This window comes from Methylobacterium sp. WL9 (assembly GCF_008040035.1).
In the GTDB taxonomy this organism is placed as follows: domain Bacteria; phylum Pseudomonadota; class Alphaproteobacteria; order Rhizobiales; family Beijerinckiaceae; genus Methylobacterium; species Methylobacterium thuringiense.
Genome location: NZ_VRVE01000088.1, coordinates 1 through 16,277 on the forward strand (window position 1 = coordinate 1; position 16,277 = coordinate 16,277).

Below are 16,277 nucleotides of genomic sequence, written 5' to 3' on the forward strand. Positions count from 1 at the left end.
CCCTCTGGCAGGACGGCGCCGCCTGGCGGCGCAGGCTCGCGCTGACCCGTCCGGCCGAGCCGCGGACCGGCAGTCCGCTCAGGCTGTGGCTGATCATGGCGATCTGGCCCGTCATCCACATCCTCTGGGTGACCGAGACCGCCCGCGCGCTGAACGGCGGCCTCGCCCAGGGCATTCGCATTTCGCCCTTCCTGTCGCCGCTCGCGGTGGTGGGATGGTTCGCCTACGTCGTGGTGCTCGCGCCCATCGCCGAGGAACTGCTGATGCGCGGCGAGGCCTTCGCCCGCGCCGGCCGCATCATGAGGCCCGCCGGCGTCATCGCGTCCACCGCCCTCCTGTTCTCCCTCGCCCACCTCTCGGAATCCGGCGGCATCGCGCGGCCGATCTCGCTGCTGCCGCTGGCCTTTACCCTGGGTTGGCTGCGCTGGCGCACCGGCCGCCTCTGGCCCTGCATGCTGCTGCACGGATGGAGCAACCTGGCCCTCCTCGCCTACCTGCTCTGGCCACGGAGCTACTGACGGCGCACGGCCAAGCCTGTGCGCCATATCCCGCGCCGGGTATCGGTCGGGCTGCCGCCGCCGTATCCTTCCGCGCATGCAGGCCTATCACCAGCTTCTCGACCGCATCCTGACGGAGGGTGTCCGCAAGGACGACCGCACCGGCACCGGCACCCTTTCGGTGTTCGGCCACCAGATGCGCTTCGATCTCGCCAAGGGCTTCCCTCTCGTCACCACGAAGCAGCTGCATCTGCGCTCGATCATCCACGAACTGCTCTGGTTCCTCGCCGGCGACACCAACGTGCGGGCGCTCCAGGCCAGGGGCGTGACGATCTGGGACGAATGGGCGGATGCCAACGGCGATCTCGGCCCGGTCTACGGCAAGCAGTGGCGGAGCTGGGACAAGGAAGGCGGCAGCGTCGACCAGATCGCGCAAGTCGTCGCGGAGATCCGCCGCAACCCGGACTCGCGCCGCCTCATCGTCTCGGCCTGGAACCCGGCCGATCTCGACCGGATGGCGCTGGCGCCCTGTCACTGCCTTTTCCAGTTCTACGTGGCCGAGGGCCGGCTCTCCTGCCAGCTCTACCAGCGCTCCGCCGACGTGTTTCTGGGCGTTCCCTTCAACATCGCGAGCTATGCTCTGCTCACCGCCATGATCGCGCAGGTGACGGGCCTGCAGCCGGGCGATTTCGTCCACACTTTCGGCGACGCGCATCTCTACGTGAACCACCTGGAGCAGGCGCGGACGCAGCGTGCCCGCGAGCCCCGGCCGTTGCCGACCCTGCGCCTCAACCCGGAGATCCGCTCCCTGTTCGACTTCACCTACGAGGACATCGCCATCGAGGGCTATGCGCCGCATCCGGCCATCAAGGCGCCGGTGGCGGTCTGATGGCGTCCCCGACCATCTCCCTCGTCGTGGCGGTCGCCCGCAACGGCGTCATCGGCCGCGACAACGGCCTGATCTGGCACCTGTCGAGCGATCTCAAGCGCTTCAAAGCGCTCACCATGGGAAAGCCGATGCTGATGGGCCGCAAGACCTTCGCGGCGATCGGCCGGCCGCTGCCCGGCCGCCGGAGCATCGTGCTCACCCGCGACCAGGGCTTCGCGGCGGAAGGCGCCGAGGTCGTTCACGATTGGGACGCGGCGCTGGCGGCAACCGGGGCCGACGAACTGATGGTCGTCGGCGGCGGCGAGATCTACGCCCTGGCGCTGCCCCATGCCGACCGCATCCATCTCACCGAAGTCGACACGGCTCCCGAGGGCGACGCGTACCTGCCGGCCTTCGACCGCTCCGCATACCGCGAGACCCTGCGCGAGGCGCACCCGGCCGGCGGGCGGGACGATCACGCCTTCGTCTTCATCGACCTGGAGCGGATCGGCTGAGCCCGGATTCCGAATTCATCCCATCGGCCCGGCGTTTAGGCCGCAGCCGGTGCGCGGCTGCACGCCGCGCCGAAACCGTTGCGGTGGAAGGGGGCGATGCCTACCTCCCGGCCTTGACAGGACCGGGTGCGGCCAATCAGGTGCGCTCGACCGTTCGGTTCGAAAAAGTACGTTTCCGGCAAGGGGATTCCGGCGACCGATCCAGGCGAGGCCGCCGTCCGAAGTGGGACGGTGAGTGTTTTGCGGGTCGAGGCCGGAGCAGGAGTCTACGTCGAGAATGCCTTGGAGCAATCAGAGCGGCGGCGGTAGCGGTGGGGGAGGCGGCCCCTGGGGCGGCCGTCCCGGCGGTGGCAATGGCGGCGGTGGACCCTGGGGCAGCGGAGGCGGCGGCGGTGGCGGCAAGACCCCGCCGGACCTCGAAGACCTGATCCGGCGCGGCCAGGATCGCCTGCGCGGCATCATCCCCGGCGGTGCCGGCAGCGGCTTCGGCGGCGGCAAGGGTATCCTGATCCTGCTCGGCCTGCTGGTCGGAGTTTGGCTGCTCACCGGCTTCTATACGGTGAAGCCCAACGAGGTCGGCATCAACACGATCTTCGGGCGCTATACCGGTCAGAGTGGTGAGGGTCTGCGCTACAACTTCCCCTATCCGGTCGGCGGGGTGGTCAAGCCGAACGTCGGCTTCACGAACTCGATTCAGGTCGGTTTTCGATCTGGGTCAGGTGCCGCGCGCCAGCGCGACCTGCCGGAGGAGAGCCTGATGCTCACCGCGGACGAGAACATCGTCGATCTCGATTTCGAGGTGCAGTGGCGCGTCAACCCGCTCAAGGCCGAGGATTACGTCTTCAACCTCGAGAATCCCGAGAGCACGATCAAAGCGCTATCGGAGAGTGCGATGCGCGAGGTCGTCGGCCGCCGCAACATTCAGGCGATCCTGACCAACGAGCAGTCGAGCATCGCCGCCGAGGTCAAAGACATCGTGCAGAAGGGCCTCGACGAGTACGGCGCGGGTGTGAGCATCGCGGTCGTTCAGTTGACCGGCGTCAACCCGCCGCCGGAAGTCCGGCCGGCCTTCATCGACGTGAACGCCGCGCAGCAGGACGCCCAGCGCGTCCGCAACGAGGCCGAGACCTATGCCAGCCGCGAAGTGCCCCAGGCACGCGGCCGGGCTTCGCAGATCGTGCAGGCGGCGGAAGCCTATCGCGATCAGGCCACCGCCGAGGCGAGCGGTCAGGCCGCACGCTTCACGCAGGTTTACGACGCCTACAAGCTCGCTCCGGAGATCAGCCGCGAGCGTCTGTTCCTGGAGACGATGGAGAAGGTCCTGGGCTCGGTGAACAAGGTCATCCTCGATCAGAACGGCACGGGCGTCGCAGGCGCCAACGCTGCGGGCGTCGTGCCCGTGCTGCCGCTCAACGAGTTCGGTGGACGATCCAGCCAGGGCGGGGCCGCACGATGAACAGCTCAACCCTCCGCACCGGCCTCGTCCTCGCCGCCGGTGTCGTCATCGTCGGGCTCTATGCCTCGGTCTTCACCGTCGGCCAGATGCAGCAGGCGCTGGTGCTTCAGCTCGGCCGTGTCCGCGCCGTGCTGAACCCGCCCGGCGAGACCAAGCCCGGCCTCTACTTCAAGGTGCCGTTCACCGACACGGTGGTGGTGTTCGACAAACGCGTGCTCGATCTCGACCTGCCGGTCCAGACCCTGCTCACCGCCGACCGCCAGAACCTCGAGGTCGACGCCTTCGTGCGCTATCGGATCGTCGATCCGCTGAAGTTCTATCAATCGGTCGGCAACATTCCGCTCGCCAACCAGAGGCTGTCGAGCTTCACCAACTCCTCGCTTCGCAACGTCCTCGCCCGTTCCAGCCGCGACGCCATCGTGCGCACCGACCGCGTCGACCTGATGAACGAGATCCAGGAGGACGTGAACAAGCAGGCCAAGCAACTCGGCGTCGAGATCGTCGACCTGCGCATGACCCGCGTCGATCTGCCGGCCAAGAACTCTCAGGCCGTCTACGACCGGATGACCTCGGAGCGGAAACGCGAAGCTGCCGATATCCGCGCCAACGGCGACCAGGCCGCGGCCACCATCAAGGCCAAGGCCGACAAGGAGGTCACCGTCCTCCTCGCCGACGCCACCAGCAGCTCGGAGAAGCTTCGCGGACAGGGCGAGGCCGAACGGAACCGGATCCTCGCCGAGGCCTTCGGGAAGGACGCCGACTTCTTCGCCTTCTACCGCTCGATGCAGGCCTACGAGCAGAGCATGAAGGGCCAGGACACGCGCCTCGTCATCAACCCGAGTTCGTCCTCGTTCTTCCGCTACTTCGGCGATCCGCAGGGTCGCGCGGCCGGCGCTCCCAAGCCCTGAGGGCCATGACCCAGGAGCCGCTGCCCGGCGGCTCTTGATCGTGCGCGTCGGGCGCCGATCTATAGGCACGCTCCTCGAGCGCGATGCGGTTCAAGGTAACCGCATCGCGCTTTAGGTTATTGATGTCGCATCATGTTTTCGGGAAACCGGACCCAACTTTCCCGCATCAGGCTCTGGAAGGAACCGAACCATGCGTCTCGTCACGAGCGCCATTCCGGGTGTCGATCGTCCGGCCCTCCGTAGCCGGACCCGCTCGGCGCTCGCCGCCGTGATGATCGGCGCCATGGTACCCATGTCGGTCGCCGCCGCCTTCGTGCCGCAGGCCGCCTTCGCCAAGGGGCCGGAATCGCTCGCCGATCTCGCCGATCAGGTGACGGATGCGGTGGTGAACATCTCGGCCTCGACCACGGTCGATTCCTCGTCGCGTGGTGGCCGGGCCGGACCGCAGCTGCCGCCCGGTACGCCGTTCGAGGATCTGTTCGAGGAGTTTTTCAAGAAGCGCGGTCAGCGCGGCGACAACAACAAGGGTGACAACAAGGGCGAAGACGACAGCCCGCGTGGGCAGTCGCGCAAGTCGAACTCGCTCGGATCCGGTTTCATCATCGATGCGTCCGGCCTCGTCATCACCAACAACCACGTCATCGGCGACGCCAACGACATCCAGGTGATCCTGCACGACGGCACGAAGCTGAAGGCCGAGATCGTCGGCAAGGATTCGAAGATCGACCTCGCGATCCTGCGCGTAAAGCCGACCGCGGAACGTCCCCTCAAGGCGGTGCCGTTCGGCGATTCCGACAAGATGCGCCCGGGCGATTGGGTCATGGCCATCGGTAACCCGTTCGGACTCGGCGGCTCGGTCTCGGCCGGCATCGTCTCGGCACGGGGCCGCAACATCGAATCCGGCCCCTACGACAACTACATCCAGACCGACGCGGCCATCAACAAGGGCAACTCCGGCGGTCCGCTGTTCAACATGAACGGCGAGGTCATCGGCATCAACACGGCGATCCTGTCGCCGTCGGGCGGTTCCGTCGGCATCGGCTTCGCCGTGCCCTCGAACACCGCGAGCCCGGTGCTCGACCAGCTGCGCGAGTTCGGCGAAGTCCGCCGCGGCTGGCTCGGCGTGCGCATCCAGAACGTCGACGACGCCACGGCCGAGGCGCTCGGCCTCAAGGGCGGCCCCAAGGGGGCGCTAATCGCGGGCGTCGATGAGAAGGGCCCGGCCAAACCCGCCGGTCTCGAAGTCGGCGACGTGATCACCAAGTTCAACGGCACCGTCGTGAAGTCGTCGAGCGAGCTTCCGCGCATCGTCGCGCAGACGCCCGTCGGCAAGACCGTCGAGGTGATCATCGTCCGCAAGGGTCAGGAACAGACGAAGTCCGTGCTGCTCGGGCGTCTGGAGGACGGCGAAAAGCCGCAACTCGCCAATGCGAAGCAGCCGGAGCCCGAAAGCGCCGCCCGCCAGGCGCTCGGCCTCAACCTGTCCGGCCTGACCGACGAGTTGCGCCGGAAGTTCAGCATCAAGGATACCGTGAAGGGCGTCGTGGTCACCCGCGTCGATCCGAACTCGACCGCTGCCGACAAGCGCATCGTCCCCGGCGAAGTCATCGTCGAGGTCGGCCAGGAGGCCGTCAGCACGCCGGCCGAGGTGACCAAGCGCGTGGAGGCCCTGAAGAAGGAGTCGCGCAAGTCCGTGCTGCTCCTCGTCGCCGGCGCCAGCGGCGACGTCCGCTTCGTGGCGATCGGGCTCGACTGAGCTTTTTGCGCTTTCGTCATTCCGGGTTCTCGCCTTCGGCGAGCCCCGGAATGACAGCTGAGCCGGTTACATCAGAAATTTAGCCGACGAACTCCGCCGCCGAAAAACCCTGCAGGTAGAGCAGCGCCGTCAGGTCGCCGTACTCGATCCTGACATGGGCCGCCGCCGCCACGGCAGGCTTGGCGCGGAAGGCGACGCCGAGGCCGGCCTCGGCGAGCATCGCGAGATCGTTGGCGCCGTCACCCACCGCCATGGTGTCCTCGATCGCCAAGCCAAGCCGCGCGCGCAATTCCAGCAGTGTCGCCCGTTTCGCCTCGGCGCCCACGATCGGCTCGGCGACGGTCCCCGAAAGCTGTCCATCGACGAGATCGAGCCGGTTCGCTCGGGTCTCGTCGAAGCCGAGCGTTTTCGCGATTGGGCCGGTAAACACCGAAAAACCGCCGGAGACGAGGCAGGTGCGGGCGCCGTGCGCCTTCATCGTCGCCAGGAGCGTCCTGCCGCCGGGCATCAGGGTGATCCGCGTGGCGATGAGATCGTCGGCGACGGAGGCCGGCAGGCCTTTCAGCAGGGCGACCCGCTGGCGCAGAGCCGGCTCGAACGCGACCTCGCCGCGCATGGCGCGCTCGGTGATCGCGGCGACCTCTGATTTGATGCCGAGCACGCCTGCGAGCTCGTCGATGCATTCCTGCTCGATCATGGTGGAATCCATGTCGGCGAGGAAAAGCCGCTTGCGCCGATGCGGCCCGGCCGGCAGCACCGCAACGTCGATCGGTTCGCCGGCAAAGGCATCGCGCAGGCGTGCGGTGAGATCCGGTGCCTGTCCGATCGGCGCGTCGACGAGGCATTCGGCCGCCACGCCGTGGTGTAGCAGGCGCGGCGGATGCTCCGTCCCGAGGATAGCGCGCGCGTCGGTCAGCACCGCGCCGGTGATGGCGGGGCGGTCCGGGTTTGCTATCAGCGTGGCGACGAGGGTCATGCCAGGATCACGGAGATAAGCCGTTGTCGCCGGTCACGGACAGGGACGCCGGGCGGCCACAGGCCATCCTCATCGCAGGGCCGACCGCCTCGGGCAAGTCGGCTCTGGCACTCGCCCTGGCGCGCGCCTTCGCGGGCACGATCGTCAACATGGATTCGATGCAGGTCTATGCCGACTTGCGCCGGCTCTCGGCGCGCCCGACACCCGAAGACGAGGCGCAGGCGCCCCACCGTCTCTATGGGACGATCGACGGTGCCGTGAACTTCTCGGTAGGAAATGTTTCACGTGAAACATCGAAAATCCTAGAAGAGATCATGGCTGAAGGCCGCCTTCCGATCTTTGTCGGCGGGACCGGCCTCTACTTCCGGGCACTGGATGAAGGGCTGTCCGAGATGCCGACGGTGCCGGACGCGGTCCGCGAGGCCGTCCGTGCCCGCGCCGAAGGCCGTGAGACCGAGGCGCTGCATGCCGAACTTGCCGCGCTCGATCCCGCTGGCGCCGAGACGCTACGCCCGTCGGACCGGATGCGCGTGATGCGAGCCATCGAAGTGTTCGAGGCGACCGGCCGGCCGATCGCCGAATTCCAGGGGCGGCGCATCCCCGGGCCGCTTTCGGGACGCCCGTTGCTGAAGTTCTTTATCGACGTCGACCGGGACGAACTGCGCCGGCGCATCGATGCCCGCTTCCTGACGATGATGGAGGAGGGGGCCCTCGACGAAGTCGCGGCGCTCCATGCGCGACGGCTCGACCCCATGCTGCCGGTGATGCGGGCGCACGGTGTGCCGGGTCTGATCGCCCATCTCGACGGTGCGTTGTCTCGCGACGAGGCGATCACACGCGGTCAAGCCGACACCCGGCGCTACGCCAAGCGGCAGTACACGTGGTTCCGCCACCAGATGGGCGACGACTGGATCTGGACCGATCCGGAATCCGCACACCTGATCGCGAAAAAGCGCCTCAGCGCTGCAGCCGGGCGATGAGGCTCGAGGTGTCCCAGCGGCCGCCTCCCATGGCCTCGACGTCCGAATAGAATTGGTCGACGAGCGCCGTCACCGGCAGTTGCGCGCCGTTGCGGCGGCCTTCGGCGAGCAGGATGCCGAGATCCTTGCGCATCCACTCGACCGCGAAGCCGAAATCGAACTTTTCGGCGTTCATGGTCCTGCCGCGGTTCTCCATCTGCCAGGAGCCGGCGGCGCCCTTGGAGATCACGTCGAGCACGGCCTCGATGTCGAGCCCGGCCCGCTTGCCGAAATGGATCGCCTCCGACAGTCCCTGGACGACCCCCGCGATGGCGATCTGGTTGACCATCTTTGTCAGTTGCCCCGAGCCGGACGGACCCATCAGCCGGGAGGCCTTGGCGTAGGACAGGATCGCGGGCTCGACCTCGGCATAGGTCGCCGCATCGCCGCCGCACATCACGGTGAGCGCGCCGCTCTCCGCACCGGCCTGTCCGCCGGAGACCGGGGCGTCGATGAAGCGCAAGCCCGCCGCCTCCGCGGCCGCGGAGAGTTCCCGCGCCACCTCGGCCGAGGAGGTGGTGTGGTCGACGAAGACGGCCCCCTTGGCCATGCCGGCGAATGCGCCATCGTCGCCCAGCACGACGCTGCGCAGATCGTCGTCGTTGCCGACGCAGGCGAACACGATCGTTTTGTCGGTCGCAGCCTCACGCGGCGTCGCGGCTGAGGCTCCGCCATTGGCGTCCACCCAGGCCTCGGCCTTGGCGCGGGTGCGGTTGAAGACGGTGACGTCGTGGCCCTTCCTGGCCAGATGCCCCGCCATCGGCGAGCCCATCACGCCGAGGCCGAGGAATGCGACGTTGGCCATGGGTCGGCTCCGAGTGAATGCAGAATGTGGGTGGGTCTAGGAGTGGGGCGCGAGGTCGTCAAACGGCGCGATGCCATTTGCCGAGACGTCGACAGGGCTTAGGTTGAGGCAGCGGAAAGCGAGGGTTCGGCCATGAAACAGCGCGTCCGCCTCTTCAGAGTCGGCAGGATGCAGGTGGTCCGCATCCCACACTGCATGGAATTGCCGGGCACCCACGCGACGATCACCAGGGACGGCGATCGGCTGATCATCGAGCCCGTCCCCAAGCGGTCGCTTTTCGACGTCCTCGCCAGTCTGCCGTCGTTTGACGAGGAGGATGGGCTCGATCCCGTCGCCGATCTCCCGCTCAAGCCAGTCGAATTCTGACCGGCGATGACGGCACTCGCTCGATTGATGTGCTCGCAAGAACGAGGTGGCTCCGAGGCGATCAGACGAAAACCACATGAGCCCCCTCAGAACCCCTGCTCCATCTCCCCGGCCTTCAACTGCGCCAGCAGGATCTGTCGGCGCTGCGGGTAGCGTTCGCCCGTGTCTTCGAGGGTGACGATGCGATCGAGCCGGAAATGGCGGAAATCGCGCCGGCTCTCGCACCAGGCTCCGATCATCTCGCCAGCCCCGGCGAAGCCGAGTTCGAGGGGCCAGATGATGCGACGGCTCTCCGCCCCCTTGCGATCGACATAACTGAGGGCGAGCTTCGTCTCGGTGTGGATCGCCTTTCGGATCGTGCCGTGATGCGGTCCGTCGCCCTTCCGAGCCCTTGGTGCCGGGCCTGCAGGTGCGGCGGGGAGCTCGGACGCGATCCGGTCGACCATTGTCGCGGCAAGAGTGCCGGCCGCGTCGTCGAACTCCTCGTCCCAGTCTGCCTCACGGGCAAGACGAGAGAGCGCGGCGATGACGACGTCGAGTTCGGCTTCGGTGAAGGTGAGCGTCAGGCCCCGCGGCTCGCGTTCAGCCATCGCCGCCCGCTCAGCCGCCGGTGACGCTCATGTGCCGCGGCGAGGCCGCCGGCCGCGCCCGCTCGATGACGAAGTCGTGGCCCTTGGGCTTGCGGGCGATGGCGTCGATCACCGCCTGCCGCACCGGGCCGTCGTCGCTGGAGGCGCGCAGCGGCGCGCGCAGATCCGCGGAATCCTCCTGGCCGAGGCAGAGGTAGAGCTGGCCGGTACAGGTCAGGCGCACCCGGTTGCAGCCCTCGCAGAAATTATGGGTCAGAGGCGTGATGAAGCCGAGCTGGCCGCCGGTCTCCTCCACCTTCACGTAGCGGGCCGGGCCGCCGGTGCGGTGGGCGAGCGGCGTCAGCGTGAAGTGCTCCGCCAGTCCCTCGCGGGCGACGGAGAGCGGCAGGAACTGGTCGGTTCGGTCGCCTTCGATCTCGCCGAGCGGCATCACCTCGATCAGCGTCATGTCCATATCGAGCCCGTGCGCCCAGCGGATCATGTCGGGGAGCTCGTGTTCGTTGACGCCCTTCAGCGCCACGGCGTTAATCTTGACCTTGATGCCGGCGTTGCGCGCCGCCTCGATCCCGGCGAGCACTACGGAGAGGTCGCCGCGTCGGGTGATCGCCTTGAACTTCTGTGGGTCGAGGGTGTCCAGCGAGACGTTCACGCGCCGGATGCCGAGATCGGCGAGTTCAGGCGCGAAACGGGCAAGTTGCGAACCGTTCGTCGTCAGCGTCAGCTCGTCGAGGGCGCCGCTACCGAGATGGCGCGAGAGCCGGCGAAACAGCTGCATGATGTCACGGCGCACCAACGGCTCGCCGCCGGTGATGCGCAGCTTGCGCACGCCGCGCTCCACGAACACGCCGCAGAGCCGGTCGAGCTCTTCGAGGCTCAGCAGGTCGCGCTTCGGCAGAAACTGCATCTCCTCCGACATGCAGTAGGCGCAGCGGAAATCGCAGCGATCCGTCACCGAGATGCGGAGGTAGGTGATCGCGCGACCGAACGGATCCACGAGCGGCGCCGGGCGCGCGGCCACCGGGGCATCGTCGCGAACACCCCACATGCGCGTCTCGGGACTCGACTCGGAATCGGTTCGGATGGCTTTATCGGCTGACAGATCCAGCATCCGTATCCATATGAGCGCTACGGCCTTTTCGGGCAAGCACGAGGGGCGCATCGCCGCGGCGTGAGGACCACATGAGCGAACGTTGGCCTACCGAGATCCGTCTGCTCGGCGACAAGCGCATCCTGCGGGTGGCGTTCGAAGATGGCGGCCGCTTCGACCTGCCGGCCGAATATCTGCGCGTCTCGAGCCCCTCGGCCGAGGTGCAGGGCCACTCGCCGATGGAGCGCAAGATCATCGGCGGCAAACGCGAAGTGGCGATCCTCGCGGTCGAGCCGATCGGCAATTACGCCGTGAAGCTCGCCTTCGACGACATGCACGACACCGGCATCTTCGGCTGGGGATATCTTTACGATCTCGGCCGCGAGTACCGGAACCGTTGGAAAACCTATCTCGGCGAGTTGGAAGAGCGCGGCCTGACACGAGACCGGGCGGCAAGCGCGTCCGTCGGCGCTCCCAAGACCTCGGGCGGGAGCTGCGGCAGCGGATGCGGTTGCCATTGAGAGGGCCTTGCCGCGAAGCGCGCGGCACTGTTGCAACAGCGAGCGGAAGTCCTAACGCGGCCTAAAGGACGAGCGGCGTCGTTAACCTTTTGTTAACCATTTGCGCCCGAGCTTGACCGTATAAAATACGTAGACGGGAAGGCTCGACGCTCATGACACGGACATCGCTCCTCGCTGCTTTTCTTCTGTGCGCAGGTAGTTCCGCGGCTCTGGCTCAGACCGCCGACGCGCGCACGGCCTGCGAGCCGGACGTCTGGCGGCTCTGTGCCTCCAACATCCCGAATGTCGGGGCGATCACGGCCTGCCTGAAAAGCCAGAAGGCCAATCTCAGCCCCGCCTGCCGGATGGTGATGGATCCGGCCGCCGCCGCGCCCGGCCGCCGTCGCGGCACCCGCTCGGCCCAGGCGCAATAGGGCGGTGCATCGGACCGTTTCCGGGTGATCGGTTCGGTCGTGCGCATTGTCCCTCTCCCCGCTTGCGGGGAGAGGGGATGCGCGCATCCTGAGCGGATCGAACGGAAACGGGATCAAACCGCCGGCGCCGCATCGCCGTCCAGCGGCTTCTCGTCGTCCGCATCGCGTCGGCGCTCGCGCCCGCTGCGGCGCTCCATCAGAGAGCGGCCGATGGCGCGCAACGGCGCGGTGAGGCGACGGGCGTCCTCGGCGCGCTCCATGAAGCGCTCGCCCTGGCGGATCTCCTTGTCGAGGCGCGCCATGGTCCGGGCATGGGCCGGATCGTCGTCGTCGAGCCAGACCTGCACGGTCCGGGCGAAGGCGATCACCGTGCCCTGCAGCTTGAGCCGGCCGAGCGGCCCCTCGGTGTCGATGCCGGCGGCGGCAAGCATGAAGCGGTGCGAGTTTAGAGCGACGCCGTTCAGGGCGAGCATCGAGAGCACGTCGCCACGCATCGCGTAAGAGATGCGCCGCAGCGCGGTCTTATAGGGCGCCATGGCGTCGAGGCGGCGCATCAGTACGTCGAACAGGCGCTCGCGGCTCGGCTCCTCGGCGAGGTCGGAGGAATCGCCCTCGAGCACCTTCGTGTCGATCAGGCGCGACAACCCGCCGAGCACGGCACCCTTCGAGGGAAACATGTCGCGGAATTCGGCGAGGCTGATCCCGGCTTCGCGGGCGATGTCGCCGATCTCGATGTCGTTCCAGGGCTGCTCGGCGGCGAGCCGCATCAGCGCCTCCACCACGGCCTCGCGGGGATTGGGCTTCGCCTTGGCCTTCGGCTTCGGATCGGGTGAGGTTGCCATGATCGCGCTCCGTTCGGGACGTTGCCACCCCATGTAGGGAGCGATCGGCTGCAGTGCAGCCAAGCCGGCGCGCGTCGTCGTCGCGGTCAGCCGGCGAGTTCGCCCGCACGTCGTCTTGCTGCCTCGACCGCCTCGGTCAGGAGATCGGGCAGGCCACCCTCCCGCATCAGCACGCCGAGCGCGGCCGCGGTGGTGCCGCCGGGGGATGTGACGTTGCGGCGGAGTTCGCCAGCCTCGATCGGGCTGGCGTCGAGCAGGGCTCCGGCTCCGGCCACGGTGGCACGGGCGAGGCGGGCAGCCATCTCTGGAGGCAGGCCGGCCTTGGTGCCGGCCTCGGCCAAGGCTTCGGCCAGCAGGAAGGCATAGGCCGGCCCCGAGCCCGAAACGGCTGTGACGGCGTCGATCAGCGCCTCGTCGTCGAGCCATTCGACGAGACCGGAGCAGGCGAGAAGGGCATCGGCCTGCGCCCGCTGCTCGGCCTTGATACCGGTGCTCGCGACGGCTCCGGTGGCGCCGCGCCCGATGCTCGCGGGCAGGTTCGGCATGGTGCGCACGAACGCGCCCGCCCGCGGAAGTCGCGCCGCGAGGTTCGCCAGCGTCTTACCCGCGAGGATCGAGACGACGAGGGTGCCGGGGCCGACCAGGGGTGCCAACGTCGTCGCGGCGTCGTCCAGCCCCTGCGGCTTCATCGCCAGGACCAGTGTCTGCGCGGCCGAGGTCCGTTCGGGATTGAGCGTCACGCCCCGCTCCGAGCAGAGCGCGGAGATCTCCGGCCCGACCTGCGGATCGATGACCGTGGTGGTGGCCGGGTCGAGCCCGCCGTCGAGCCAACCCCGCAGGAGCGCGCCGCCCATCTTGCCGGCGCCCACCAGGGTCAGCGAGGCCGGCAGGGATCCCTTCGGTGTGTCCGTCACGGCCGGCTCAGGCCTCGCCTTCGGTCTCGAACAGCACGGCGTCGAGGGCCTCGCGGGCCGGCTTGCCGGCCCAGAGCACGAACTGGAAGGCCTGATAGTAGCGCTCGCAGGCCTCGGCCGCCGTCTTCATCAGCATGGCGCATTGCGGCTGGGTCGGGGCGACGCCGCCGGTGAGCAGCAGCGAGTGGCGGAACATCACCACGTGGTCGCTCGACCACAGGTCGAAATGGCCGATCCAGAGCTGCTCGTTGAGCATCCCGATCAGCTTGGTCATCTCGAGGCGGCGGCGCTCCGGCACCTTGAGATCGAAGGCGCAGGCGACGTGCAGCGCCTCGACGTCCTCGATCCAGGTGAAGGCGACGTGATACTCGGTCCACTTTCCCTCGACGGTGACGGACATCTCGTCCGTCTCGGCCCGGTCGAAGATCCAGTCTCGCAGGGACGCAAGCCTCTCCACCACGTCGAGCGGATGCTCCGGGCGGTCGAAATCCTCGATGATGTGCAGCTGGGTCATGGCCATCCAAATTGTCGAGCCGTTCATGACCGATGAACGGTTCGACGGTAAAGCAAAGGCGGCGTCGAAGCCGAGCGACCGGCAAGACGAGATCTGCGCCGGGGCGCGGATTCATCCGGAGATCATCAGTTCCAGCGTTCGAGGTGTTGTTGTGTCGGGCGCGAATCAGTGCCTGACCGTTTATAGCCTGCGTTCCCCGCGTCGTTCAAAGCGTCGAGACGGGATGAATGGTGGGCAACCCCGCTGTCCACCGTTCCTTGCTGTGCAAAATCGCTCAGACGGATTCGGTGTTGCCGGCGCGACTCACATCGGGGCCGAGCTGCGACTCCAGCGCCGTGACGCGGGCCTCCAGCGCGTCGTTCCGGCTGCGCAAGGCGGTGACGAGGTCGCGCAGCACGTCGACCTCTTCGCGGGTGGCGATGTCCATGTCGCGGATCAGGCGCTCGACCTGCGCCTTGAACAGCGTCTCGGCCTCGCGCCGGACACCCTGCGCGGCGCCGGCCGCGTCGGTGAAGATCCGGGCGACGTCGTCGAAAAGGCGGTTCGAGCTCTGCATCGTCGTCTCTCGGATCTGGCGGCCGCAGTGATCTGCAGCACGCTGCGAATCAGCGATGTACCGACATAGGAATCCGCGGGAGTCCCGGCAATCGCCCTTCGCCGGTTCGTTGCGGGTTTCAGGGGATTGCGAAGATCTTTGCCCGGCGGCTCCGCGAAACATCGCGTTACAAAGTTTGTGTTGCCCTCATCTACGAACCGGCGGGATGAGCGCGCATAATACCGTCCGGAGACACCGACGCCCGACATGACGACGCCCGCCATCACGGCCACCCCGCATATCCTCGTCGTCGAGGACGATCGCGAGATCAGCGCCCTCGTCGCGCGCTATCTCAGGGGTAACGAGTGCCGGGTGAGCCTCGCGGCGGACGGGCGCGAGATGGACCGGCTTCTGGCCGAGTCCCGCATCGACCTCGTCGTGCTCGACCTGATGCTGCCGGGGGAGGACGGGCTCAGCCTGTGCCGCCGCCTGCGGTCGGCCTCCGCCATCCCGATCCTGATGCTCACGGCGAAATCCGAGGAGATCGACCGGATCATCGGCTTGGAGACCGGGGCCGACGACTACCTCGCCAAGCCCTTCAACCCGCGCGAGCTGCTCGCCCGCATCCGCGCCATCCTGCGGCGCGGTGCCGGCGCCGAAAAGCCCGAGGCGGAGGAGGCGCGTCGCCTGCACTTCCACGGCTGGACCCTCGACACGGGCCTGCGGCAGGTCCTGAGCCCGGAAGGCGCGCGCATCGCCATCACCGGCGCCGAGTTCGACCTGCTGCACGCGCTCTGCCTTCGGCCGGGGCGGGTGCTGTCCCGCGACCAGCTCCTCGACCTGACGCAGGGGCGCAGCGCCGGGCCGTTCGAGCGCAGCATCGACGTGCTGGTGAGCCGCATCCGGCAGAAGATCGAGCGCGACGCCCGCAGCCCCGAAATCATCCGGACGATCCGCTCGGGCGGCTACCTGTTCGCGCCGGAGGTGACCCGCTCATGAGCACCAGCACCACGGGTTCGCCGCCGGTCGCCACGACGACGGCCGCCCCGGCGCGCGGCCTGCGCCGCTACTGGCCGCGGCCGAAAAGCGTCGCCGGACAGATCGCGCTCCTCGTCGTCGCGGCGATCGTTGCGACGCATGCCGTCGCCGCCCTCGCGCTCTTCGCCCTGCGCGAGCCCTGGCGCGCGGAGGGACGGCCGGGCGTCGCCGCCAACCGTCTCGCCGTCATCGCGCGCATGCTCGACGACACCGCGCCGGAGGGGCGCGACGCGATCTTGACGGCCGCGAAGCGCAGCCTGCCGACGCTGCATCTCGGCGCCTGGGACGGCACGCCGCCGCCGGTCGAGAGCGAGCGCCTGCGCGAGCACCCGATCATCGAGCGCCTGCGCGACGCCTTCGGCCGCGATCTGGCGCTGGCGGATCTCGGTCCGGATTCGAGCAGCGAAGATCCGCCCGTGCTGCATCTCGGCCTGCGCACGCCCGCCGGCGCGGGGCTACGTGCCACCCTGCCGGACGACACGCTGGGGCCGCCGAAGCGCGGCGTCATCGTCTTCACGCTCCTGTTCATGGCGACGACCCTGACCCTGCTGACGGTCTGGGCGACCCGCGCCCTGACCGCGCCGCTCGGGCAGCTTGCCGGCGCAGCGGAAGCGTTCGGGACGCGTCGCGCCCCGCCGCCCCTGCCGCGGCGCGGGC

Annotated in this window: 19 protein-coding genes and 1 pseudogene; 12 read left to right on the forward strand and 8 right to left on the reverse strand. The window is 68.1% G+C overall.

The features are described 5' to 3' along the window. The 6 genes from FV217_RS18890 to FV217_RS18915 form a co-directional block, all read left to right on the forward strand. The coding region (locus tag FV217_RS18890) for a CPBP family intramembrane glutamic endopeptidase (RefSeq protein WP_147818801.1) at positions 1-518 on the forward strand (518 nt) is incomplete at its 5' end. Between the two features lie 76 nt (positions 519-594). Next, the gene (locus FV217_RS18895) at positions 595-1,386 is read left to right on the forward strand and encodes a thymidylate synthase (protein WP_147818803.1); all 792 of its coding nucleotides are present in this window, start codon (positions 595-597) and stop codon (positions 1,384-1,386) included. Next, the gene (locus FV217_RS18900; protein ID WP_147818805.1) at positions 1,386-1,880 is read left to right on the forward strand and encodes a dihydrofolate reductase; all 495 of its coding nucleotides are present in this window, start codon (positions 1,386-1,388) and stop codon (positions 1,878-1,880) included. Before FV217_RS18895 ends, FV217_RS18900 begins: the two co-directional genes overlap by 1 nt. A 277-nt stretch (positions 1,881-2,157) precedes the next feature. After that, complete coding sequence (gene hflK, locus FV217_RS18905) at positions 2,158-3,336, forward strand: FtsH protease activity modulator HflK (protein ID WP_147818807.1); 1,179 nt, start codon at positions 2,158-2,160, stop codon at positions 3,334-3,336. Beyond that, the gene (locus tag FV217_RS18910; protein ID WP_147818809.1) at positions 3,333-4,244 is read left to right on the forward strand and encodes a protease modulator HflC; all 912 of its coding nucleotides are present in this window, start codon (positions 3,333-3,335) and stop codon (positions 4,242-4,244) included. Before hflK ends, FV217_RS18910 begins: the two co-directional genes overlap by 4 nt. A 190-nt stretch (positions 4,245-4,434) precedes the next feature. Beyond that, on the forward strand, positions 4,435-6,000 hold the full coding sequence (locus FV217_RS18915) for a DegQ family serine endoprotease (RefSeq protein WP_147818811.1): 1,566 nt from the start codon (positions 4,435-4,437) through the stop codon (positions 5,998-6,000). A gap of 79 nt (positions 6,001-6,079) precedes the next feature. On the opposite strand, the gene serB is transcribed toward FV217_RS18915, so the two are convergent. Continuing rightward, positions 6,080-6,976: a phosphoserine phosphatase SerB gene (gene serB, locus FV217_RS18920; RefSeq protein WP_147818813.1), complete on the reverse strand. Its 897-nt coding sequence runs from the start codon at positions 6,974-6,976 to the stop codon at positions 6,080-6,082. Between the two features lie 23 nt (positions 6,977-6,999). Here serB and miaA point away from each other — a divergent pair, with 23 nt between their 5' ends. Beyond that, positions 7,000-7,956 carry a tRNA (adenosine(37)-N6)-dimethylallyltransferase MiaA gene (gene miaA, locus FV217_RS18925; RefSeq protein ID WP_147818815.1) on the forward strand — a complete coding sequence of 319 codons (957 nt, stop codon included), beginning with the start codon at positions 7,000-7,002 and terminating at the stop codon, positions 7,954-7,956. Here the strand turns inward: miaA and FV217_RS18930 are convergent. Then, positions 7,934-8,800 carry an NAD(P)-dependent oxidoreductase gene (locus tag FV217_RS18930; protein ID WP_147818817.1) on the reverse strand — a complete coding sequence of 289 codons (867 nt, stop codon included), beginning with the start codon at positions 8,798-8,800 and terminating at the stop codon, positions 7,934-7,936. The genes miaA and FV217_RS18930 overlap by 23 nt on opposite strands. Before the next feature lie 132 nt (positions 8,801-8,932). Here FV217_RS18930 and FV217_RS18935 point away from each other — a divergent pair, with 132 nt between their 5' ends. Then, positions 8,933-9,166 carry an AbrB/MazE/SpoVT family DNA-binding domain-containing protein gene (locus FV217_RS18935; RefSeq protein ID WP_147818819.1) on the forward strand — a complete coding sequence of 78 codons (234 nt, stop codon included), beginning with the start codon at positions 8,933-8,935 and terminating at the stop codon, positions 9,164-9,166. 86 nt (positions 9,167-9,252) lie between these two features. Here the strand turns inward: FV217_RS18935 and FV217_RS18940 are convergent, their stop codons facing one another. Both FV217_RS18940 and moaA read right to left on the reverse strand, forming a co-directional pair. Next, positions 9,253-9,756, reverse strand: a complete 504-nt coding sequence (locus tag FV217_RS18940) for a WYL domain-containing protein (RefSeq protein ID WP_147818821.1) — start codon at positions 9,754-9,756, stop codon at positions 9,253-9,255. 10 nt (positions 9,757-9,766) lie between these two features. Then, positions 9,767-10,801: a GTP 3',8-cyclase MoaA gene (moaA, locus tag FV217_RS18945; protein WP_147818823.1), complete on the reverse strand. Its 1,035-nt coding sequence runs from the start codon at positions 10,799-10,801 to the stop codon at positions 9,767-9,769. Positions 10,802-10,935: 134 nt separating this feature from the next. Here moaA and FV217_RS18950 point away from each other — a divergent pair, with 134 nt between their 5' ends. Then, positions 10,936-11,364 (forward strand): DUF971 domain-containing protein, encoded by a 429-nt coding sequence (locus tag FV217_RS18950; protein WP_147818824.1) that lies wholly within the window; start codon positions 10,936-10,938, stop codon positions 11,362-11,364. 152 nt (positions 11,365-11,516) lie between these two features. Further along, positions 11,517-11,777, forward strand: a complete 261-nt coding sequence (locus FV217_RS18955; RefSeq protein ID WP_147818826.1) for a hypothetical protein — start codon at positions 11,517-11,519, stop codon at positions 11,775-11,777. A 113-nt stretch (positions 11,778-11,890) separates the two neighbouring features. Here the strand turns inward: FV217_RS18955 and FV217_RS18960 are convergent, their stop codons facing one another. The 4 genes from FV217_RS18960 to FV217_RS18975 all read right to left on the reverse strand — a co-directional run bounded on the left by FV217_RS18960 (position 11,891) and on the right by FV217_RS18975 (position 14,603). Further along, positions 11,891-12,619: a TetR/AcrR family transcriptional regulator gene (locus FV217_RS18960; protein WP_147818828.1), complete on the reverse strand. Its 729-nt coding sequence runs from the start codon at positions 12,617-12,619 to the stop codon at positions 11,891-11,893. Positions 12,620-12,705: 86 nt separating this feature from the next. Then, complete coding sequence (gene proC, locus FV217_RS18965) at positions 12,706-13,533, reverse strand: pyrroline-5-carboxylate reductase (RefSeq protein WP_281407176.1); 828 nt, start codon at positions 13,531-13,533, stop codon at positions 12,706-12,708. 7 nt (positions 13,534-13,540) lie between these two features. Then, positions 13,541-14,047: a YbjN domain-containing protein gene (locus FV217_RS18970; protein WP_147818836.1), complete on the reverse strand. Its 507-nt coding sequence runs from the start codon at positions 14,045-14,047 to the stop codon at positions 13,541-13,543. A 274-nt stretch (positions 14,048-14,321) separates the two neighbouring features. Further along, positions 14,322-14,603: an accessory factor UbiK family protein gene (locus tag FV217_RS18975; protein WP_147818830.1), complete on the reverse strand. Its 282-nt coding sequence runs from the start codon at positions 14,601-14,603 to the stop codon at positions 14,322-14,324. Positions 14,604-14,849: 246 nt separating this feature from the next. On the opposite strand from FV217_RS18975, the gene FV217_RS18980 reads away from it, so the two are divergent. Both FV217_RS18980 and FV217_RS18985 read left to right on the forward strand, forming a co-directional pair. Beyond that, the gene (locus FV217_RS18980) at positions 14,850-15,581 is read left to right on the forward strand and encodes a response regulator (protein WP_147818832.1); all 732 of its coding nucleotides are present in this window, start codon (positions 14,850-14,852) and stop codon (positions 15,579-15,581) included. Continuing rightward, positions 15,578-16,277: pseudogene (locus FV217_RS18985) on the forward strand (two-component sensor histidine kinase); the annotation flags it as partial. The gene FV217_RS18980 and the pseudogene FV217_RS18985, both read left to right, overlap by 4 nt.